The sequence below is a fragment of the Mucilaginibacter sp. genome (assembly GCF_964263795.1).
Classification (GTDB): Bacteria; Bacteroidota; Bacteroidia; order Sphingobacteriales; family Sphingobacteriaceae; genus Mucilaginibacter.
Genome location: NZ_CAXVWK010000027.1, coordinates 1 through 22,833, shown reverse-complemented (window position 1 = coordinate 22,833; position 22,833 = coordinate 1). Strand labels below are relative to the sequence as shown.

General features: G+C 44.4%; 16 protein-coding genes. 11 read left to right on the top strand and 5 right to left on the bottom strand.

All coding sequences use genetic code 11. The features are described from left to right. Positions 1-130: 130 nt before the first annotated feature. Entirely contained in the window at positions 131-340 is a 210-nt protein-coding gene (locus tag ACE5CV_RS05460; protein WP_374949156.1) for a YtxH domain-containing protein, read from the bottom strand. A 201-nt stretch (positions 341-541) separates the two neighbouring features. Between ACE5CV_RS05460 and ACE5CV_RS05455 the strand changes: the two genes are divergently transcribed. The 3 genes from ACE5CV_RS05455 to ACE5CV_RS05445 all read left to right on the top strand — a co-directional run bounded on the left by ACE5CV_RS05455 (position 542) and on the right by ACE5CV_RS05445 (position 4,243). Then, positions 542-2,026 (top strand): alpha-amylase, encoded by a 1,485-nt coding sequence (locus tag ACE5CV_RS05455; protein ID WP_374949155.1) that lies wholly within the window; start codon positions 542-544, stop codon positions 2,024-2,026. Between the two features lie 150 nt (positions 2,027-2,176). Continuing rightward, the gene (locus ACE5CV_RS05450) at positions 2,177-3,982 is read left to right on the top strand and encodes a glycoside hydrolase family 9 protein (protein ID WP_374949154.1); all 1,806 of its coding nucleotides are present in this window, start codon (positions 2,177-2,179) and stop codon (positions 3,980-3,982) included. A 72-nt stretch (positions 3,983-4,054) separates the two neighbouring features. Next, positions 4,055-4,243: a hypothetical protein gene (locus ACE5CV_RS05445; RefSeq protein ID WP_374949153.1), complete on the top strand. Its 189-nt coding sequence runs from the start codon at positions 4,055-4,057 to the stop codon at positions 4,241-4,243. A 104-nt stretch (positions 4,244-4,347) separates the two neighbouring features. Here ACE5CV_RS05445 and gldB read toward each other — a convergent pair whose 3' ends face one another. After that, positions 4,348-5,403 carry a gliding motility lipoprotein GldB gene (gldB, locus tag ACE5CV_RS05440; protein ID WP_374949152.1) on the bottom strand — a complete coding sequence of 352 codons (1,056 nt, stop codon included), beginning with the start codon at positions 5,401-5,403 and terminating at the stop codon, positions 4,348-4,350. A gap of 66 nt (positions 5,404-5,469) precedes the next feature. Here gldB and ACE5CV_RS05435 point away from each other — a divergent pair, with 66 nt between their 5' ends. Together ACE5CV_RS05435 and ACE5CV_RS05430 are read left to right on the top strand one after the other, a co-directional pair. Further along, on the top strand, positions 5,470-7,119 hold the full coding sequence (locus ACE5CV_RS05435; RefSeq protein ID WP_374949151.1) for an NAD+ synthase: 1,650 nt from the start codon (positions 5,470-5,472) through the stop codon (positions 7,117-7,119). Positions 7,120-7,200: 81 nt separating this feature from the next. After that, positions 7,201-7,836, top strand: a complete 636-nt coding sequence (locus ACE5CV_RS05430) for a DUF4136 domain-containing protein (RefSeq protein WP_374949150.1) — start codon at positions 7,201-7,203, stop codon at positions 7,834-7,836. Between the two features lie 280 nt (positions 7,837-8,116). Here ACE5CV_RS05430 and ACE5CV_RS05425 read toward each other — a convergent pair whose 3' ends face one another. Further along, positions 8,117-8,368, bottom strand: a complete 252-nt coding sequence (locus tag ACE5CV_RS05425) for a hypothetical protein (protein ID WP_374949149.1) — start codon at positions 8,366-8,368, stop codon at positions 8,117-8,119. Further along, positions 8,368-13,020: a T9SS type A sorting domain-containing protein gene (locus tag ACE5CV_RS05420; protein WP_374949148.1), complete on the bottom strand. Its 4,653-nt coding sequence runs from the start codon at positions 13,018-13,020 to the stop codon at positions 8,368-8,370. Before ACE5CV_RS05420 ends, ACE5CV_RS05425 begins: the two co-directional genes overlap by 1 nt. Before the next feature lie 361 nt (positions 13,021-13,381). Between ACE5CV_RS05420 and ACE5CV_RS05415 the strand changes: the two genes are divergently transcribed. Next, positions 13,382-17,128: a S8 family serine peptidase gene (locus tag ACE5CV_RS05415; RefSeq protein ID WP_374949147.1), complete on the top strand. Its 3,747-nt coding sequence runs from the start codon at positions 13,382-13,384 to the stop codon at positions 17,126-17,128. Between the two features lie 38 nt (positions 17,129-17,166). Here the strand turns inward: ACE5CV_RS05415 and ACE5CV_RS05410 are convergent, their stop codons facing one another. Continuing rightward, a complete protein-coding gene (locus ACE5CV_RS05410; RefSeq protein WP_374949146.1) occupies positions 17,167-17,670 on the bottom strand; it encodes a hypothetical protein in 504 nt (167 codons plus the stop codon). A gap of 227 nt (positions 17,671-17,897) precedes the next feature. On the opposite strand from ACE5CV_RS05410, the gene ggt reads away from it, so the two are divergent. The 5 genes from ggt to ACE5CV_RS05385 all read left to right on the top strand — a co-directional run bounded on the left by ggt (position 17,898) and on the right by ACE5CV_RS05385 (position 22,800). After that, entirely contained in the window at positions 17,898-19,604 is a 1,707-nt protein-coding gene (gene ggt, locus ACE5CV_RS05405) for a gamma-glutamyltransferase (protein WP_374949145.1), read from the top strand. 288 nt (positions 19,605-19,892) lie between these two features. Then, positions 19,893-20,414, top strand: coding sequence for a transposase (locus ACE5CV_RS05400; protein WP_374949144.1), 522 nt, complete (start codon positions 19,893-19,895; stop codon positions 20,412-20,414). A gap of 372 nt (positions 20,415-20,786) precedes the next feature. Then, a complete protein-coding gene (locus ACE5CV_RS05395) occupies positions 20,787-21,227 on the top strand; it encodes a MarR family winged helix-turn-helix transcriptional regulator (RefSeq protein ID WP_374949143.1) in 441 nt (146 codons plus the stop codon). An 80-nt stretch (positions 21,228-21,307) separates the two neighbouring features. After that, entirely contained in the window at positions 21,308-21,826 is a 519-nt protein-coding gene (locus tag ACE5CV_RS05390; protein ID WP_374949142.1) for an FKBP-type peptidyl-prolyl cis-trans isomerase, read from the top strand. A 5-nt stretch (positions 21,827-21,831) separates the two neighbouring features. Continuing rightward, complete coding sequence (locus ACE5CV_RS05385; RefSeq protein WP_374949141.1) at positions 21,832-22,800, top strand: FKBP-type peptidyl-prolyl cis-trans isomerase; 969 nt, start codon at positions 21,832-21,834, stop codon at positions 22,798-22,800. Positions 22,801-22,833 lie beyond the last annotated feature (33 nt).

Genomic DNA, 22,833 nt, shown 5'->3' with positions numbered 1-22,833 from the left:
CCACATCCATTTTTTAGATGTATCGTTAGGTGGCTACACCCAGTCAGCATTGATTTTTAAAGCTAAGCTTGTTTAATAACCCGCAAAAAAAAACGCCCGCTGTTACAGCGGGCGTTTTTTTAATCAACTACTAATAATTAGTCTCGTTTCGTTTTTGCTGTACCTGATCAACAGCAAGGTCAACTTTTTCGGTAGCGTATTGCTTGGCTTTTTCAAACCATTCCGGGGCGTCTTCAGTAAGATCGTCTAATATCGAGCGGCCGTTTTCGCCTTTTTTAGTAATGTAATTTATGCCGTAACCGATGGCAGCGCCAACAGCTATAAATTTTAAAAGTCCCATGATGTTTAAGTTTTAATGGTAAATGTATAACATGTTGAATACAACTTTAATGCCAATAGTTTACAACCGGCTGCGCGTTTTTAGGGCTTGTAAAGTTAACCATGCCGATAACAAATGTTGCATGGCGATTTTTTACGGCGATTTATTATTGTTAACCAAACCTTAACGCCAATAGGCGGTTTAGCGAACATATTTATAGTTATGGAAAATTTTACAATGCTGCAGTTTTTTGAATGGTACACCAATGGCGATGGCAACTGGTGGGAATATTTAAGAAATGAATCAGGGCGGTTAAAAGGGGTTGGAATAGATGCGGTATGGCTGCCGCCGGCTTACAAAGGCGCTGCAGGCGGCTATTCCGTTGGTTATGATGTTTACGATATTTATGACCTGGGCGAGTTTGAACAAAAAGGATCTGTACGTACCAAATATGGTACAAAGGAGCAATACATTAATGCAGTAAAGGCGGCAAAGGAAGCGGGCCTTACCGTGCTGGCCGATATTGTTTTAAACCATATGGGCGGTGCCGACGAAGCAGAAAAGGTAACCGTGCGCAAGGTAAACCCGGATGACCGGAATGAATTTATCAGCGATCCGTTTGAGATTGAGGCTTACACCAAATTTACGTTTCCGGGCCGCAATGGGCAGTATTCGCAGTTCGTATGGGACTGGCAATGTTTCTCTGGGGTCGACTTTGATAACCGTACAAAAGAGACAGCGATTTATAGCATCCAGAATGAATCGGGCGAAGCGTGGGAAGATGTAGTTGGCGATGAGAATGGCAACTTTGACTACCTGATGCTGGATGATATTGACACCCGCAACCCTGCCGTGCGCGACGAGCTTAAACGCTGGGGTAAATGGTATGCCGAAACTGTGCAGTTTGATGGGATGCGCCTTGACGCGATAAAGCATATGTCATTTGAGTTTTATAACGACTGGCTGGACCACCTCCGTACCGAACTGCAACGGGAACTGTTTACGGTAGGCGAATTCTGGAGTTTTGAGGTAGATAGCCTGCTGCAGTATATCGAAGCTACTAATGGCCGCATGTCGTTATTTGACGCGCCGCTGCATAACAATTTCCACCAGGCATCAATTCAGGGTAAGGATTACGACCTGACCACCATTTTTAATAACAGTCTGGTGGCGGCAAATCCTGCGCTGGCGGTAACCATTGTTGAAAACCATGATACACAACCCCTGCAATCTTTAGAGCAGCCGGTTGATTACTGGTTTAAGCCCCTGGGCTACGCGTTGATTTTGCTACGCGAGGGCGGTTACCCCTGCGTGTTTTACCCGGATATGTATGGATCTACCTATACAGATAAAGGATCGGACGGTAACGACCAGGAGATCATCCTGGCTAAAGTGGAAGAAATAGAACCGATGCTGCATGTGCGCAAGCACCTGGCTTATGGTTTGCAGCGCGATTATTTTGATCATCCTAACTGCATCGGGTGGACACGAGAAGGCGATGGTGATCATGAGCATTCGGGCTGCGCCGTTATAATGTCTAATGGAGATGAAGGTTTAAAAAATATGGAGGTAGGCCAGGTGCATGCCGGTAAAGTTTTTGTTGATTACCTGGGCAAGCATGATGCCGAGGTAACGATCAATGAAGAGGGCTGGGCCGAATTTTACTGCCGCCCGGGTTCGGTATCCGTTTGGGCGGTTAAAAAATAGTGACGATTATGCAAGCTGATCTGGAAATACGGGTTGCAATTTAAAGGCATTATTCCTATTTTGAGTGTTAACCCACTATTTTCACAAGTATTTGATAGTCAACTATTTAGGCTATTTTTTAGGAAAAAGTGTAAACCTTTGTTAACCTTTATGCGTTTTTTGAACCACTTTATTGGGAATGCTTTTATTAAGCGATTGCTGTTGTTTGGCTTTTTAATAACAAACATTGCAGCATCGGCTAAGCCGGTTATCTACGTAAACCAAATAGCTTTTGACAGCAATGCCCCAAAAACAGCCGTGGTGCAATTTGATGGGTTGCAGGGAGGCAAGCTGAATTTTGCTGTCAGTGATGCAGTAACCCACAAGGCCGCTTTTAAAGGTGTTTTGACCAACCCGCAAGCCATTGCCGCTTGGTTTCCCGGAAAAATCTATTATCAGGCCGATTTCTCGGCGTTCAACAAGCCGGGTAAATATATCCTAAACCTTACTTCAGGCGGTGAGCAATTTAACTCTTACGTTTTCGAGATCGGCGAATATGCCATCGCGAAGCAAACCATCGCATCGATCATTCACTATTATCACAAGCAGCGCGCCAATACACCCCAAGAGTTAACTGCCGACGCGAAATTACAGTTGTTTGGCAGCAACCAAACGGTTGATATGCGCGGCGGCTGGTGCGATGCTTCCGGCGATATCAGTAAGTACTTTTCGCATCTGGCGTATGCTAATTACATGTCGCCTCAGCAAACGCCTTTAGTAACCTGGTCCATGGTAAGCGCTTCAGAGGCTATCCCCGGCTTACTTACAAAGTGGGGAGTAAAGGACTCGCTGGATGCCGAGGCGCTTTATGGTGCCGATTACATGATGCGGGCACTGAGTAGGGAAGGGTACTTTTATATGATCGTGTTTAGCTACTTTAATAAAGACCCAAACGCCCGCCGTGTAGTAGGGTTGCTTGCTGATAGTAAAACCACTAATGATTACCAGTGTGCTTACCGTGAAGGAGGGGGGATGGGCATTGCCGCGTTGGCCCGCATAGCCCGCTGGAAGCAGAACGGTGAATTTACATCGGCACAATACCTGGAAGGTGCGGAGCGCGCTTTTGACCATCTGCAAAAAAACAACCTGCGATATGATGATGACGGAAAGGAAAACATTATAGATGATTATTGTGCGCTGATGGCTGCAACCGAGCTTTGGATAACAACCGATAAGGAGCAATACAAGGATGCTGCACGCTCCAGGGCGGCAAAGCTATCGAACCGAATGAGCGGTGCCGGCTACTTTTACGCTAACGACGCAGGCCGCCCTTACTGGCACGCTGCAGATGCAGGCCTGCCGGTTGTAGCTTTAACACGCTACCTGGATGCAGAGAAGGATAATAGTTACCGTGTTAGTGCATTGGCGACCATAAAAAAGGCTTTGGATTATAACTTGTCGGTTACGAACAGGGTAAGCAACCCATTTGGTTACGCCCGGCAAAGTTTTATGTTTAAGGGTAAAGTGCGAGATGGATTTTTTATTCCGCATGATAATGAAACGGGCTGGTGGTGGCAAGGGGAAAATGCCCGTTTAGGGTCGTTAAGTACAGCTGCAATTGTGGGCGGCAGGCTGGTATATCCGGCAAAAGGCAACTGGGGCGTAAAGCCTGCACTGGCTAAGTTTGCTAATGATCAGCTGACCTGGATTATGGGTGGCAACCCTTACAGCAGGTGTTTCGTTTATGGTTTCGGCAAAAACAATGTGCCTTACATGCATTCCAGTTTTGGGCACGGGTCTGAAAAAGGCGGCATCAGCAACGGCGTAACCGGTAAAGACGGCCATGCTGATGGCAGCGGTATCGATTTCAAAACCGAGGCAGAGGGCAACGAATGGCGGTGGACCGAACAGTGGATTCCGCATGCTGCATGGTTTTTACAGGCTGCGGCCGTAATGGCTCAAAACGATGGCCGGTAATTATATTATTATCAGAAAAACGTATGGCTTTTTCACCAAACATTTATATTTTTGCTTCAAATAAACAGAATAATGGAATCATCAACTAAAAACGCAAATTCAGAAGGCCACTACATATTTTTAGTTTTAACAGTTATGGTAGGTTTAGTAGGTGTTTACCTGCGCTTTGCAGAATTCCCTCATGCTACCTTAGTTTCAAACATCATTTTGTTTATCGCATCTATGGTATGCTTAAGAGCTGTATTTGGTATCCTGAAGTAAAATCAAAAACGATATAATTAAAAAGCGCTCATGTGTTTGCACGAGCGCTTTTTTATTGTCCTGATATTTTGCGATTGCTTTGATCGTGTCTTTAAGCGGATCATTTACTCCCCCGCATCTTTTGGCCGATATTTAGATTCATTCAGTATCTTTTGGGGATTGTTATCAGCCATTAACTGAGGCAAGGTGACGTCGGGGTGCTTGTCCATATATTGTTTTACAATTTGCCAGCCTGTCCAAACGGCCAGCTTTGGTGCCGAATCATTGTCTTCGCCCAAGCCTGGGGTAAACGGTGCTTCATTCAGGTATTTTTGAATTTTCTGGTAATCGGTTTCGTACAATAGGTTTTCTTCTAAAAAGTAGCGCCAGATGTTGCCTTTGTAATCATGGCACCACTTAGTTTGTTTGCCGGTAAAACCTATCTTGGTCGAGTCGGCAAAGTCAGGCAGGGTTTGGTCCATAAAGTACATGATCTTACCATTGTATATCATTTTGGATAGTAATGTGGTGTTCGAATCCGGCTCAGGGAACATGTCCTCGCGGGCAATTCCTTCTATTACCCGTGGAGTAATATAGTCGGGTGTAAACCTTCTGGAAATATAAAGCGGAAAGGCCTCGACCAGCGCCTGCGATTGATAAAACCTGGAGTTAGCTCCAAGGAACAGGTCGAGCCCGATGGCGAAATAACCATCCCCAATAGAAGTTTGCGCCTGGAATCCCGAGATGTACGCATACACTTTCGGTAGTTCTTTTTGCGGGAAATAATACTTTATCCTGCGGAATGCATCGGTCAGTTCGGTATTTTGTTTATCCATGTTAGGATAAGCAGCGTCGGCATCGTGTTTAAGATCGTTATAGGCCTGGCCAGCAAATACATCACGTAGGTTCTTATAATAACTGGTATCTGCCGTGCTACCTAATTTTAGTATCCGCTCAATAAAATCTGTATAAAAAACACCGTATTTTTTTTGGAGTTGGGCTACCTGCGGAGTTAGCGGTTTTGTTTTTAACAGGTCAAAGTCATGGTCAAAACGTTCTACCTTAACATCCAGGGGGATATTGCTAACGTCTACCTTTTTTGTACGGCTGCAGGCTCCAAAAATCATTGCACCGCAAAAACTTAAAAAGATAAATCGTGTTTTTAAGGAATAAGGCATCATTTATAATGTTTTAGCAAAAATAATTTTTTTATTTGCAATAAGCGCAGGCTTTACTGTACACACCTTATGAAGATTGCATTAGCACAGTTTAATTATCATATCGGCAATTTCGAGTCGAACACCAGTAAGATCATTGCAGGTATCCGTCAGGCAAAAGACCATGGTGCCGACCTTATCGTATTTTCTGAACTTTGCGTGTGCGGTTATCCCGCACGCGATTTTCTAGAATTTCGCGAGTTTATCAGTCGTTGTGAAGAAGCCGCGCAAGAGATAGCAGCCCAGTGCGTTGGTATTGCCTGTATCATCGGCTTACCTACGCCTAACAACAACCCGGAAGGCAAGGACCTGAATAACTCGGCTTATTTTATCGAGGATGGTAAAGTAAAAGCTGTTGTTAACAAAGCCCTGCTGCCAAACTACGACGTGTTTGACGAATACCGGTATTTTGAACCCTCTACCACTTTTAACTGTATCGATTTTAAGGGTAAGCGTATTGCCCTCACTATTTGTGAGGACTTGTGGAACACCATCGAAAATCCGTTATATGTTACCCGGCCAATGGATGTTCTGATCAAACAACAGCCGGACGTAATGATCAACATCGCTGCATCGCCGTTTGCTTACAATCATGATGAAGAGCGGATAGCGATACTGAGCGATAACGCAAGCCGGTACCAGTTGCCGCTTTTTTATGTAAACCACGTGGGCGCACAAACTGAACTGATATTCGATGGCGGGTCGTTGGTGTTTGATAATGCGGGCAAGGTAGCCGATGAGTTGCCGTACTTTACGGAGCAATTAGCGTACTATACGCTATCTGACGACAGGCAGGTTAGCTTCGATCACCCAACTACCCAAAAAGCTCAGCGCGAAAGTGATATTCATCAAATTCATCAGGGGTTGATATTGGGCATTCGTGATTATTTTTATAAATCCGGATTTAAACAAGCGGTTTTAGGTTTATCAGGTGGTATCGACTCTGCTGTGGTATGTGCCCTTGCTGCAGAAGCACTCGGTGCCGAAAACGTGATGGCAGTTTTGCTGCCTTCGAAATTTTCGAGCGATCATTCGATAAAGGATGCCGAAGACCTGGTGAGTAATTTGGGCTGCATGAGCCAAACCGTAAATATCGCCAAAATTACAGATGCGGTTGAAGAACAGCTATACCCTCAATTTCAAAACCTGCCATTCAACATCACCGAAGAGAATATTCAGTCGCGGAGCCGGGCGGTGGTACTAATGGCCATGTGCAACAAATTTGGCTATATACTACTCAATACCTCAAATAAAAGTGAAGCTGCAGTTGGTTACGGTACCCTTTACGGAGATATGTGCGGCGGGATCTCTGTTTTGGGTGATGTTTATAAAACGCAGGTTTTTGAACTAGCCAGGCATATTAATAAGGACAAAGAGATCATCCCGATTAATTCAATTATTAAGCCGCCATCTGCCGAGCTGCGACCCGGACAAAAGGATAGCGACTCCTTGCCTGAGTATGATATTCTCGATAAAATTATACAGGAGTATGTGGAGCACCGTTGCTCATCGGCAGAAATTGTTAAGTTAGGTTATGATGAGCCTACTGTTCAGCGCGTGATAAGACTGGTGAACCTGGCCGAGCATAAGCGTTATCAAACGCCGCCAATTTTGCGGGTATCACCAAAGGCTTTTGGTATGGGCAGGCGTATGCCGATAGTCGGTAAATACCTGTCATAAAATATATTTTGTATTTGAGTTAAAAGCGGTTAAACCTTTGCAAAAATGTTTGTCTAACAATTATAATTTATACCTCACGTAATGAAAAAATATATCAACTTAATGCTGGCGGTGATCTGTGTTTCGGCACTGTCGGCCTGTAGCAGCTACAATTACTACACAGCTGCAGCTAACAAAACAAATTTATCGCAGTACCGCACCTTTGCCTGGGCGGCCCAAAGACAAAACCCAAACAAGCAATGGCGCCCGCTCGATGAGATCGGGAACGGCAAATTGCAGGAAGCTACCAAGGTAGCCCTCATTCAGAAAGGGCTAGTGCTTGAGCAGCAAAATCCAGATCTGTTGGTTAGGTATGCAACGGTAACAGGCCGTGGTACTAAACTTCAATTTAACTCGCCTTATTACGGCTATGGCTGGGGCGGTTTTGGCGGCTGGGGCTATGGTGGTTTTTACCGCCCGTGGGGCTGGGGTGGCTACGGCGGCTGGGGCTATGGATACGGTGGCGGCTGGGGCGGTTACGGTTACGGCCAAAAGGTTTCCTATAAAGAAGGCACTATTATTATTGACCTGATAGATACCAAAACTAACACAATTGTATGGCGTGGTTATGGTGTAGGCGAACTTCACAATCCTAAACAAACCATGAACGATATACCTAAGGTAGTAGACGGTATCATTAAACAACTGGAACTAGCCCCTGTTGCAAAAAAATCATAAACCGGTTAAATTGGAACAAATAATGAAAGGCTTCCGGGTAAATTCCGGAAGCCTTTTTGTTGAATATGGTTGGATGAATTTACTGCTTAAAATTTACCTATGCCGGTAAGTTTTTTGGTGGTAGAGGGCGGTTGTGTTCACGTTCACGCCGCATGAACACCGTGAACACTATATAAGCGTTTAGTAATAAGTAACTTACGAAATGAGAATGTGTAACAAAAATTTGATAGAATTAATTATCTACAGTTTATCAGTATAGATAATGATTTCTTCTAAAAAATTAATTAGCAGAAATTGAACCTTTTTTATCTTTTTTATGCAATTGGTACACCCCGAAAATTATCGCCGCAAACACCAAAATATATACCCAGGTATCGAGGGGGACGGAGCAAGGGTTACCTACATCGGGGTTATCGCCTGGTAAAGTTGGCCCTTCGTCACAATCCTGCGCAATGGCATGTATGTTAAATAAAACTGTTAACACAATTATACCCAGTACTTGTTTAAAATTCGCCCTTTTCAATCGCTGCATCAATTCTTAATAAATTTACTGTTACCTACTATTGCTTTGTTAGTGTTGTTAATTACCTGTACAAAGTAAGAGCCCGGTTTTAAGTTGCTTACATTATCCTGCCATGTAGGCTGTGTTGATGTTGCCCTTCTAACCACTACACCGGCACCATCAGTTATAATGATGTTATAAGATACGTTATTGCCCTGCGATACGGCAATGCTTACATTCACCACATTGGTGGTGGGATTAGGAAAAACACTCATGTTACTTACTATAACGCTGTTTGAATTATCTGAGTACGTCAGATTAACAACTTTCGAATAAGTAATTGTACCGTTAAAGTCAGTTTGTTTTAAGCGATATTGGTTAAGGCCTTTGGCGGGCGCATTATCCAACAGGCTATAGTTACCCAGCTGGCTCGATTGTAAGGTGCCTATTTCTGTAAATGTTTTACCATTATCAACGCTTCTTTCTACACTGAAGCTAGTATAAGTGCTTTCGTTTTCGGTTATCCAGGTAAGTCTAGCGCTTTGGTTTGCTTTAGTGCCGCTAAAATCAAGCAGGCGCAATTGCATTGCCGGGTTTTGTCGAATCACAAGGGTAAAACGGTTAGTACCGAAAGTAGCCGTGTTAGTTCTGTCGATATTAAAATTATAAGTAGGGTGAATGCTTAGGTTCAGCGAGTCTTTAGTGAACGCATCCTTAAGCCATACCTGGTATAGTGCAGGTAAATCCCTTGCTTCTTTTAAATTTAACGAGTATAAGCCTTTTGCTGCTGTTGCATCAACCAGTAACGGGATAATGCGATCTTCTTTTTGAGGAGCAGGCAGGCGGTTGATGCTTAGGTTGGTTTTATCATCAGATAACGATGATAAACTCACTACGGCACCGCTACCGCCAATGTCTTCAGCATCTTCATTCTGAATGTAGTTAATCTTAGCTGCCGAGTTTAATACCACTACAATTTCGTCATCATTAATTTCATCGGCTATTAACTTAAGGCGGATAAGTGGCTCGGAACCGCTAGCCGGCGCTGGCGTAGCAGCCATTGATGTTTGATTAGTTGAGAAGATCTTGATCAGGTTGGCAGCTGCGGGCTGTATTAAACTTTTAGAATTTTCCCTGAACTTAAATGTTTGAGTACCATTAGTGGCCCTTAAAAAGAAGCCCTGACCGCTGGCTATCATATTACTTGCCGCCCCAACTGCTGTGCCCGGGTTAACATTGGTTGTTGTATCTGCAGTAGTAATAGCACCTAATTTCTGCATATACGTTTCGTACTGTTTGTTGACAGGGTTAAAAATGTAAATAGTAGGCGCGGTTGTAGCCGTTATGGCCGGGTAATTGGCCGAGTAAAGAGGTGAATTAGCTACAGTAGCCGCCCTGTTAAACTTCTCGAAATTAATAGTGCTTGCATACGGGTTGCCTAACAAGTTGTATCCTCGTGTATTAGCGTTAGTTTTACCGGTCGTTACGTTTGAATATGATAAGGTAGTAAGTGATGTTGTTTTGTACCAAATCTGTACATCAACCGTACCAACTGTTAATGTGCCTGATTGTACTGCAGTTACATCTTCCGGAAAAGCGAAAGGCGCCACCGTTTTATTGGTTAAATTGTTTGTTTTATCACCTCTAAAATAAAATAGCACCCCATTACCTACAGGTATATAAGTAACTGTGTCGGCAGTGTTTGTTAAGGTTGCTTTCTTTTGTGTGCTGTATTGATATAGCGTACCGTTATTTATTTTAGAAATACCCTTAAATGCACCAGACACAAAAGAGGTGCCGGTTTGAATAATATCATCTCTGTACAACCATATCGATGGGTTGTTAAGAGGGGAAGCGATAAAGCCATTTGTAGTACCCAAATAGCCCGTGACGGGCATGGATGCAGCTAAATAATTTAAGCTGATTACTTTTGCCGTTCCATTAGGTGTATAAACAGGTGACGATATTAAACGATAGCCACGTTTATCGAGTGACGTGGGGCTGCCTTTATAAAAGCGTTCTACATTTAAAGTACCAGTAACAGATGCATTAGTTGGAACAATACCAACTGTGGCAGAGCCGTTAGCATCAGAATTTAAGGTTAAATTTAGGGTGCCTACTGCGAAAGGTATGCCGCTACCTACGGTAAGTATCCCAGTGCTTCCAATTTTAAATAGGCCGGTATTAGCGCCACCGCTGCCATTTAAGGTTTTTGCACCGGTGCCACTTAATGTTAGGTTATTAAATAATATCGGCATGGTTGTGCTGGTGTTGGCATTGTTAATATTTTGAGCACCTGCCAGGTCGAAATTTATGGTACCACCTGTTGCCCTGAATGAGCCTGTGGTTGCCGAGTTGGTAAATGTAGCGGCCGCAATGTTAGCTGTACCGCCCGTCATAGTAGCTGTACCGGTATTAGTAAAGTTTGTACCGTTAAAATCCTTTAAACCACCAGACCCAAGATTAAAGGTCGCGCCGGAGGCATTGGAAATATCACCACCAAAAGTACTATTTCCACCACCTAATGTAATAATGCCTCCATTGTTATTTGTAACTGCTCCGGTGGTATTAAGGATACCGGTACTTGTTTGAGCAATAGTGCCGGTGTTTGTGATTGAATTATAAGCTAATGTACCCGTACCGGTTTGATTGACAGACGCACCCGCTAAATTTGTAAATACGCTACTTATAGTAAGTACACCTGTTCCAGATTGATTGATAACTTTGTTATTATCAAGTGCAGCCGAAAAGTTTAAAGGTGCTGCTCCGGTATGATTTATTGTACCATTGTTTCCGTTTACACCCTGTTGTGCTGCCGCCAATTTTAATTCACCTGCCGAAGCCGCCTGGGTTATAGTTCCTGTAGCGGTGTTTGTAACAACCGCACCAAATGTTAATGCACCACTACCGGTTTTATTAACAGTACCGGAATTGTTCATCGTAGCTTGAAAAGTTATACTTCCGGCTCCTGTCAGGTTAATTGAGCCTGAGTTTGTTGATCCTCCAGTAAAGGTTGTGTTTTTTGAGGCTGTAGTTAATATTCCATTATTTGTCAAAGTAGTAAAGTTGGCCTCTGATTGCGAGTTTAAGGTAGCACCTGTACCAATATTTAATGCATTTGCTGTTATTATGTTTCCATTTTTAATGGTTGCGGTTGCGTTATCCTCAATCGTTACACTGCCACTAATTGTAGCATTATTGGTAGAAACACCAAGATCTATAGTTGACCCGGTGCCTGTAAAAGTAAGATTATTAGAAGAGTATCCTCCAGCAGGTACTATCGGATAAAAAGTTAGCCCGCCGGGGATAACTATATCGGATGTGTTGCCGGGAAATTGATAGTTTGACCAATTAGCATTGTCAGTAGGATTTGTACTATTTCTACCAGCCCATATAAACGTTGTGGCTGGCGGCATAGTTAACGGAGATCCATCGAAATTAATAGTGTTATAAGCCGTGTAAGGTGTTGTAGTTACCATCGGTATTTGCTGAGATGTAGAACTACCAGATGGCTCAAGCCGAAAATAAACAGAAGAAGGGGATGATGTATTGTCAAATGCTTTAACGTCAAGAACCAAAAAATAATTACGAACTTCATTTGTAATAACAAGTCCGTTGCCACTATTTAAACTTGTAAACCCTACAAAATTTCCATTTAGTACACCAGTGCCAATAGGCGTATCATCTGCATTTGGGCCATAAACATTATTAGTTGATGATTCATAAATTCTTGCGTTTGAAAAGTAAGTACCGTTATTTCCGGCAGGAAAATCGATATTGATTTGATTAATTGTAGCTTGTCCATTGGCGGTAATTGAAAAACCAAAGTAAGCGTGATTTATATCACCTGGAAAGATAGTAGTTTTTATACCATAAGTGGCGGTAGTAAGTGGACTTACAACTATTGAAGATTTATACATCTTGAGATCATCCCATTTAAACGTAAGAGCTCCAGAATTAGTAACTGATGTTTCAAAAAAACTTCGAGAGTAAGCATTGTTCAATTGATCATAAATAGAACCTAAATAGTCTGAACTGCTTGGAAAAGATGTTGGACTTGTATATTGTTTAGCATAAAACAAATAATTTTGATTACTGCCCTGGTGAATAATCCTAATTATATATTTATTACCAGGCGTTACCGTAAGTGATGTGGCAGAAGGGGTGATACTATTATTGGTTTGACTTAAGCTTCCATATCCATATTGGTAAAACTTTAAAGCATTTCCATCTTGTGTAACATAATAACCGAAAAAACCTGATTGCGTTGGATCTGTACCGTTAGCATTAACGTAAAATCGCCATCTGTTTCCTGAAACTTTACCAACTGCTTCAGCAGTTGTGGGCGAGGCCGGCGCTTGATAGATGAATGTCCATTCCCAATTATCACTTGATGACATTGTAAAAGTTGAGCCTGCTAAAACAGCCGACATGTAGGGATTAGTCACTCCAGTTGCCGGATAAGTATAAGTCAATGACCTTGATCCGTTGATCGGCAAGGTGCCTGTAGTTGCATATCCGCCGGTAGATTGATTCGAAGTCCATGTAGTGGGTGCCGCACCTGAAAAAATAGCAGTACGTTCAAAATCTTCTGTATTGTTGCTTTGCCCAAATCCGTTCTCCACAATCAAAAGGCTTAAAAACAATAATGAAAATATAAATTTAGGTATATGTGTATTCAATTTTTTAGATGTTTTATTGATCGGCAAATTTAGCAAAAATGATGCAAACCCGCCGTGGCGACTTAATTATGCTTTATTTTACAAATACGTAAGTATCAAGCTTATAGATTTAATATTAGCAGTTTTTACTCCTATTTGGGGTGTGAAATTATTTCCCCACTTGGGGATTAATTGCAACAACCATTTTTGTTTTTAAAGTTATTTTTCCCCACATTTTAACTTTCATGGCAGGTTTCATTTCATAATCGTTAAATCCTTATCTATAGGGCAATCATCAAGCCGATAAATAAATCGGAGCTCCATGATTTTTATTTTCACAATTATTTACTGAACTTGCTAGAGGGCTTTCTTAGCAGCATATATGGGTAAACTTTACAAGGCTTTTTTAATTTCCATTTCAATTTTTTTCGGCATTTCTTCCGCCTTTGCACAGCGCGAATTGGTCGACGCAGCCAAAAAGCGCGAGCTCGACCAAATCTCTGTTGCAGCTTCGCGCGATTTCACTGCCGGTTTTCAGAAAGCATTATCACTTGCACCATCGCATGGCTGGCCGGTTAGCCGGCGCACCCGGGCCGGTAATCTCGTTGCCCTACAAGGGGTAAATAGATCGGGCTTCCCGGTTTATTTAACTACGCACAATAACGTCATTGCCGCGGCAACTACCAGTACAAACACGGTGCAGCCGGGCGGTGTGTTGGGCCTCAACCTTTCCGGTGCCAGTTCGGTATTAAATAATAAGTTAGGCATCTGGGATGGCGGCCAGGTTTACCAGCAGCACCAGGAATTTGCCGGTAAAACAATTACTGCTAGAGACAACGCCTCGATACTTGACCACGCCACGCATGTTGCCGGTACCATGATAGCGAAAGGGGTATACGCGCCTGCAAAAGGGATGGCTTTTAATACATCAACTTTATCTGCCTGGGATTTCAATAACGACGTTGCCGAAATGGGCGCTGCAGCTTCTGGCTTGCTGTTATCTAATCACTCGTATGGTGATGTTGCCGGTTGGGAATATGACAGCGGTACTACCCGGTGGGAGTGGTATGGCCTTCCCGGCGACTCGGTAGATTATAACTTTGGTTTTTACGACGAGCGCGTACAATCATGGGATAGGATAGCTTATAATGCGCCGTATTATTTGATAGTAGAATCGGCCGGTAACAGCCGCAGCAGCAACGGGCCGGCGGTAGGCAGCCCCTATTTTGGATTCACCAGCCGTACTAATCCAACTATTATTAGCAAAGGCTCGCGGCCGGCCGGCATCAGTAATAATGATGGCTATGATGTTATCAGCACAACGGGCAATGCTAAAAATATTTTAACCGTGGGCGCGGTTAATGCCTTGCCCAACGGCCCTGTCAACCGTAATGATGTTTCTATAGCTTTTTTTAGCAGTTGGGGACCGACAGACGACGGCCGTATCAAACCAGATATTGTGGGTGATGGGGTAAGCGTGCTCTCGACCGGTGTTACCGCAACCAATGCTTATCTTACTTTATCAGGCACTTCCATGTCGTCGCCAAACGTCACCGGGTCGTTGTATTTGCTGCAGGAGTACTACGCACAAAAAAATGCGGGGACATTTATGCGGGCTGCGACTTTGAAGGGCCTGGCATGTCATACAGCGTTCGACGCCGGTAACGCAGGGCCTGACTACATTTACGGATGGGGTTTGCTAAATATGCGCGCTGCCGCTCAGGCAATCACCAATAACGGTGCCACCAGCATAATTAACGAAGCAACACTGGCCCAGGGACAGTTGCGCACTTTCGACGTTACAGCATCGGGCACGGGGCCGCTGGCTATCAGCATCAGCTGGACCGACCCTGCCGGTACGATCACAGCTGACGGAACCATCAATAGCCGCACGCCTAAACTGGTCAATGATCTGGACATCCGCGTGAGCGATGGTTCAACTACTTTTTTGCCCTGGGTGTTAACGCCCGATAATCCGTCGGCAGCAGCCATTAACGGCGATAACATCCGCGATAATATGGAGCAAGTGTATATCGCCAATGCCATTCCCGGTAAGAGATACACGGTTACGATATCACATAAAGGTACACTGAACTCCGGCAGTCAGGCATATTCGGTTATAGCTACCGGGGTGGGTGGTTCGGCCTATTGCGCCTCTGCGCCGGCGTCTACAGCCGATTCAAAGATCAACAACTTTACCATATCGAACATCAACTACACCTCACCGTCGGGTTGTACAGGCTATACCGATAACAGGGGCAGTACTATACAATTTCAGCAGGCACGCAATTATCCTTTCAGCCTTACCCTTGGAACTTGCGGGGCTAATTTCAATAAGGCCGCCAGGGTTTATGTAGATTGGAACGGCAACGGTACTTTTGATGCGGACGAACTGGCCGCTACCACAAACGTGATAAGCGGGACGGGCACTTATACAGGCAGCATCACGGTGCCGCTTACGGTTACACCGGGTAACTTCGGGTTGCTGCGGGTGGTAATGACGGAAACGGCCGATGCTGCGACGATCACCCCTTGCGGTAATTATATTAAGGGCGAAACGCAGGATTATCGCGTACAATTCTCTAAACCCACAGCCGATGCCGGTATTACCAGCGTTGTAAACGGCTCGGGCGGTTCGTCATGCGCCGTTGCAACTGCAATAACGGTGCGGATAAAAAACTATGGTGGGGCATCTATTACTAATGTGCCTGTCAACGTATTGGTTACGCTGCCCGGTGGCACGGTAACCACCTTTAACGATGTGTACACAGGTACGCTTGATCCGCAGGAAGAAACAGATTTTACATTAAGCGGCAAGTTCAATACCATTGCGGGCGCCACTTACACCATAGCGGCACAAACGGTGTTGACTGGTGATCCGATAAGTTCTAACAACAGTGCTACGGGATCTATAATTATCAGTCAGCCGCCGGTTGCAAATGACCTTGCTGCCTTTCTGTGTAGTAATAACAATAGTTACCAGTTATCCGGCAATGGCGACGGGCAGTTGCTTTGGTACAGATCGCCTGCCGATGCCTTGCCCTTTGCGTATGGAAACAACGTTTCGGTAACGGGTGCCCCGGTCAACAACACCTTTTATGCCGGGCTTAACGATTTCAGCGGCAATATCGGCCCTGCAACTAAAAATACGTTTTCGGCAGGTGGGTACAACCAGTTTACACCGGATATCAAGGTACATACCAATATCCCGATAGTAATAGAAACGGCCCGGTTGTACATTGGCAACCCAGGTAAGGTTACATTTACGGTTAAGGCCGATAACGGGCAAGCGGTATCATCGGTAACGCTGAATGTTGCTGCCACACGTGCTAATCCAGCTGCCGGTGCCCTGGCCGACGACCCTACCGACCCCGGCCGGGTTTACACGCTAAACTTAACGCTGCCTGCTGCCGGTAATTATACCATCACCCCAACTTACGAGAATGGTGCAACACTGTACCGCAACAATGGCGGAGTAAGTGGCTATCCGTTTAAATTAGGCGACATTTTTAATATCTATGGTAATACCGCAACCTCGCCAACGTCTGAAAGCGATACTACCTATTACCGTAACTTTTACTATTACTTGTACGATATTCATGTGAAGAGCACCGGTTGCCCGTCGGCTGCCAGGCAGGCTGTTGTGGTGAATAAGCCTGTGATCACTCAGAATGGTGAGGTGCTCAATTCCAGCTTCAACGCGGGCAATCAATGGTACCTTAATGACCAGCCGGTTGAAGGCGCAACCGGCCAAAGCTACTCACCGCTGCGAAGCGGCAAATATCAGGTAGGCGTAACGCTACCGACAGGCTGTATAACCAAATCGGACGTGTTCAATTATGCGCTGATCGCAAAAAATCCTGATAAGTCTACAGATATTGGCCTGGCTATATTCCCGATACCGGCTGTTGATAACCTGAATGTGGTCTTTGTTTCTACAGTGGCTGACAACCTTATCGTATCGCTGATCAATACCGCAGGGCAGGCCGTGTTTTCGCAGCAGCAGGCTATCCTCCCGGGCAATTTTAGCACAGCGATTAACGTGAGTAATCAGTTGCCTGGTACATACTTATTAAAGGTAACGCTTGGCAAAAAGTCGTATTCAAAAAAGATCATTATCGCTAAATAGCGCTAAATAAAACCCTGCACATAAGGCCGGTAGGTGAGTTAGAATGTATATTTTAAACCAAGGCCCGGCGCAAGGTCAAAGAAAGGGCCGGTGGCCAGTTCCAGCCTTGGGTTAATGTCCAGGCTTATAGCAATAGGGGCTTCGGGGATTTTGTATTCCAGGCCTAAGACGCCGTCGGCGCCAATAAGGATGCGGTTGCTGTTGTAATATTTATCGTCGCCAAAGGTTTTGAATTCGCCCCGACCAACTGCGCCGATGTGTGCGCCTGCACCATAGTAAAGCCTTAAACCTTCGGCGTTGAATATCTGCTGATGCAATTCGTACAATCCCGTTACAACCGCGCCATGGTTGCGGATACCAAGGATCCCCTCAAGGGCCGTAGTTGAATTCATAAAGTATTTTACAGAAAGTCCGTTTTCATACCCGCCGAATTTTAAACCTGCGGCAATTTTATAGTCGGGTGTCACATCCTGGGCAAAAGATGATTTTGCAGTTAATAAAAAACAGCTTAACAGTAAGGCGATAAAAGTTAATTTTTTCATATTGGGAGATGGTTTGGGCATAACCTTGCGCAGGCGTACCCTGTTATTCAAAAGTCAAGGGTTAACAAAAGTTGTTTACAATCATTAACGACCGAAAATGGAATTTATGCCCTTGGTGTTTAAAATTCAATGATCCTTATGAAAAAACGGCGTGCCGTTTTTCCGGGCTTTGCATTTGTGCCGGTAAATACTTTAAATTGCTGCCAAATTATAAGCTTCAATCATTCATGAAAAATCCATCCGGTTTATATATTAAGGTATTATCTGTTGCCGCTATCTCCTTCTTTATGGTAGGATGCGTAAAAGGGCAGCTTGGCCAAAATGTAAGCGGCCATTATCAAAACGGAATGGTGGTTTGCGCCTATCCCGATGCCGCCAAAATAGGCGTCGAGATATTACAAAAAGGCGGTAATGCTGTTGATGCTGCTGTGGCGGTGCAGTTTGCGCTGGCAGTAACACATCCGCAGGCGGGGAATATTGGCGGCGGCGGTTTTATGGTTTACCGCTCGGCAGCAGGAAGTACCAGCAGCTTGGATTTTAGGGAAAAGGCGCCTGCAATGGCCAGCACCGATATGTACCTCGATTCTGCCGGTAACGTTATATCCAATATGAGTCTTTACACCCATAAGGCATCGGGTGTGCCCGGCTCTGTCGACGGGATGATCGAGGCGCACAAAAAATACGGTAAGTTAAAATGGGCCGACCTGGTAGAACCCGCCGTAAACCTTGCCCTTAACGGTTTTAAGATGACCAAACGGCTGGCAAGCGATATTAACCGCAATGCCGGCCAGTTTAAAAAGAACAATCCGGGAAGTACATACTTAACCACCAAAGAATGGCAGGAAGGAGATGTACTGGTACAGGAGGATCTTGGCCACACGCTGGAGCAGATCCGTGATAAAGGCCGTGCAGGCTTTTACGAAGGCCCGGTTGCTGATAAGATAGTGGCCGAAATGCAGCAGGGCAGCGGGTTGATCACCAAAGCCGATCTGAAAAGCTACCATGCCGTTTGGCGTAAACCGGTTACAGGGAATTACAAAGAGTATAAGTTCATAACCATGCCGCCACCATCAAGCGGGGGGATAGCGCTGCTGCAGCTGCTTAAGGCGGTAGAGAAGTACCCGCTGCACCGATGGGGCTACAACCAGGATTCAACCGTGCGCCTGATGGTTGAGGCCGAGCGTCGGGTGTATGCCGATCGTTCCAAATACCTGGGTGACCCTGACTTTTATAAAGTACCGGCCGAAAATCTGCTCGATACCAAGTATATCATGAGCCGCATGGAAAACTTTAGCTGGGATGCAGCTACCCCAAGCGCCAGCATCCAGCCGGGAGCTATTGCCGGTTATGAAAGTGAGCAAACTACCCATTTTTCGATAGTGGACAGAGATGGTAATGCTGTTTCTATTACCACTACCCTGAATGATACTTTCGGCTCACATATTTTTGTAAAGGGCGCGGGCTTTTTGCTGAATAATGAAATGGACGACTTTAGCTCGAAACCGGGCGTACCCAATATGTATGGCCTTCTGGGCGGCAAGGCCAACAGCATACAGCCTAACAAACGCATGCTATCGGCCATGACACCTACCATTGTGGAGAAAAACGGCAAACTGTTTATGGTTGTAGGCACCCCCGGCGGGTCGACGATTATCACTTCCGTTTTCCAGACAGTGCTCAACGTGATAGAGTTTGACAAAAGCATCCAGGGGGCGGTATCGGCAAAGCGTTTCCATTCACAGTGGATGCCCGATTTGGTTTATGTAGAGCAAGACGCGCTGGACAGCCTGACTACCGAAAAGCTAAAACAGAAAGGGTACAAGATAACCACCCGCGGACCGATAGGGCGGGTAGACGGTATCCTGAAGACCAAATGGGGCTACTATGAAGGCGGCGCCGACCCGCGTGGTGACGACACCAAGATGGGCTGGTAGAAGAGCAGCTGTAGTTTGAATCGAGCTTGAAAAAATGGTTTAACTATTAACAAAGGTTTACACTATTTGCGTTTTATTAATTTAAAAAGCTTTAAATCAAATAGTTGTAAAAAACGTGGGTTAACATAAAAAAAGCTCATATTACTAAGTTGCCGATGCTTGTAGCTTGGCTGAATAAAATTTAAGCGTCCCCGCCCAGCCAAGCTTGTAGCTTGGCTGAATAAAATTTTAAGCTGGACGCTTAAATTAAATGAACATTTGTAAATTCAGGAAACCATAATCTTGCCTATGTCCCGAAACGCTTCTACAGACGAGTTGTATTTTGTTACGTTAACTGTTGTTAACTGGATAGACGTGTTCACGAGACGCTATTACAACGATTTTTTAATAGAAAATTTACGGTACTGTCAGCAACATCTCAATCTAAATATATATGCCTACGTTATCATGACCAACCACTTGCATTTAGTCGCCAATGTTAGTGACGGCAGTCTTGGTAATGTCTTGGGCAGGTTTAAAAGCCATACATCTAAAAGGTTATTTGAAATGATAGCCAATAACCCGCAGGAAAGTAGACGTGATTGGATGGTCAAAGCATTTAAACAAGCAGGAAAATATAATCCTTTAAATGACGATCATCAATTTTGGCAAAATGGAAACTACCCGGTATCGCTGTACTCGAACGAAATAATACAACAAAAGATAGATTATATTCACCTAAATCCGGTTAGGGCTGGTTTTGTTGGCGCGGCTCATGAATATTGGTATAGCAGCGCTAATGCGGAAAGCCCTTTACAAGTGCTCTACTAATTTAAGCGAGACGCTTAAATAAAATTTGTGTTCAAGCTACAAGCTTGAACAGGCGAAGGGCCTTTTTACCAAGGTTGCCGATGTTGTTTTAATAATAAGCAGCTTGCAGTTTTTAGCGCAGTAGGACGCTGAAAAAATCGATAAGGTACCCTGCCCAGCCAAGCTTGTAGCTTGGCTGAATAAAATTTAAGCGTCCCGCTTATAAATAGCGATACGGTAGCCTTTGTTTATTTAAGCGACACGCTTAAATTAGATTTGTGTTCAAGCTTGTAGCTTGAACAGGCGAAGAGTAATTTAAACCGCAGGCAACGCCCAACAAATGCAAATAAGACCGGTCATGAACTCGACTAAAAATTATTATGTTTGCTAACTATGCGAAGCAGTGTAAAACACCAGGAAACTATTGATTACTTTTTAAAGATCGTTTGGCAAACTGTGGCCAACCGCTATAATCAGCTGGTTACCGAGTTTGGTATTACGCAGTCAATAGGGTACCTGCTCATCAATATAGATGAAGAGGGCACCACCGTTTCGCAGGCGGCGGCCTTACTGGGGTTAAAATCTACCAGCCTTTCGCGCATGCTGAACCAACTGGAGGAGACCGGCCTAATTTATCGCAAAAGTAACCAGGGCGATAAACGTTCGGTTAAAATTTACCTTACAGATCTGGGTAAGGAAAAGCGCCAGCTTGCCAAAAACGTGGTGAAGCAATTTAATAATTACCTGAACGCCCATATCAGCGATGCCGATAAGCAGTATTTAACGGATATGCTCAAAAAAATAAACCAGCTTACCGTTAACTATAAACCCTAACCCTATGCTTTTTTAACCCCCTAAAATGTTAAAAAGTGTTAAGCTGCCGTTTTTGAATTATAAAACAATAAATTTGCCCTTTGAAAAACGGAATGAACAGGGTATTGCTAATTTTATTGTTGTGTGTTGTAGGTTTTGCTTCCTGTAAAAAATCAGAAAGTGAGCTGGACAAGATCAACGCGCAGGCCACGGTTGATGACAAGATCATCACAGATTACATTATGGCTAACGGACTAAGCACTAAGGTTAAGCAAATAGACAGCAGTGGTGTGGCAACGGGTATTTATTATGTGGTAGTGGCACCGGGCAGCGGCAACGCGTTATTTACCAACTCAACCAATGTCACTGTAGATTTTACCGGCAAGATATTAACTACCGGCGCTACGTTTACTAATAGTAACAATTTCCATCCGTCCTTTCAATTAGGATCGGTAATAAGGGCCTGGAAACTGGCCATCCCGCTCATAAAAAAAGGCGGGCAAATACGAATACTATCCCCATCACGTTATGCATACGGCGCTTATGACCAGCCCGAAATTAACCTGCCGGCAAACTCTGTGGTGGATTTTGATCTCAAACTTTTAGATGTAACGAACTGATTTAGATGAAACAAAGAATCTTTACTTTTTTATTGATAGCAGCCGCAAGCTTTACCGCATGCCGTAAAAGCCAGGATGCCGACCCGAATATTAAACAATACGACGAACTACAGATACAAGGCTATATGACCGCCAACGGCCTTACCGATTTTAAAAGGGATACCACCGGCGGCGATACAACCGGCATTCATTACAAGATCATTAATAAAGGTACCGGTACACCATTGGAGTACTCTGACCTGGTTTCGCTGGTGTTCACTATTAAAACGTTTGATGGTAAGTATGTATCTACAGATACCATCACTAACCACATTTATAATTACCTGGGCCACCTGGCACCGTCAAAAGGTGTTACAACATCGGCTAACCTGCCCCTGGGCTTACAGCTTGGCATAAAAACCATTTTGAAATACAAGGATGGCAGTATGCGCCTGCTGATACCATCACGTTTGGCTTACGGCCGTGCTGGGATCCAAAAGGGAAGTGTCACCAACATTAATACCAACATAGCAGGTAACCAAAGTCTTGATTACTATGTACACGTGATAGATGATCAGCAGGTATATGATGACCTGGTTATGCGTAATTATATGACAGCCAACAGCCTTACCGGCTACAGTAAAACCGCATCGGGTATTTATTACAAGATCATAAAAGACAAAGTGGCGGGCAGTTTTATAAATGATAATTCAACCGTATCAGCTACCTATATTACCTATATACTAAACAATACACAGGTTGATAATCAATCGGCAACTACTGCGTTTACATTTGCACCCGGCAGCGGTAGTGGCGTGGCCGAACTTACAACCGGCATCCGTGAGATATTGACAACGTACGGCGGCACAGGCAGTTCACTATCGATGCTTGTACCATCAAGATTGGCTTATGGCCGTAGCGGCAGCAGCACAGGGGCAATCCCATCTAATGCGCCAATCAGGTTCGATACGCAAATTGTTACCGTTACAAACTAATTACCTGGCCAACGCAGCCTTAAATGCTTTAAG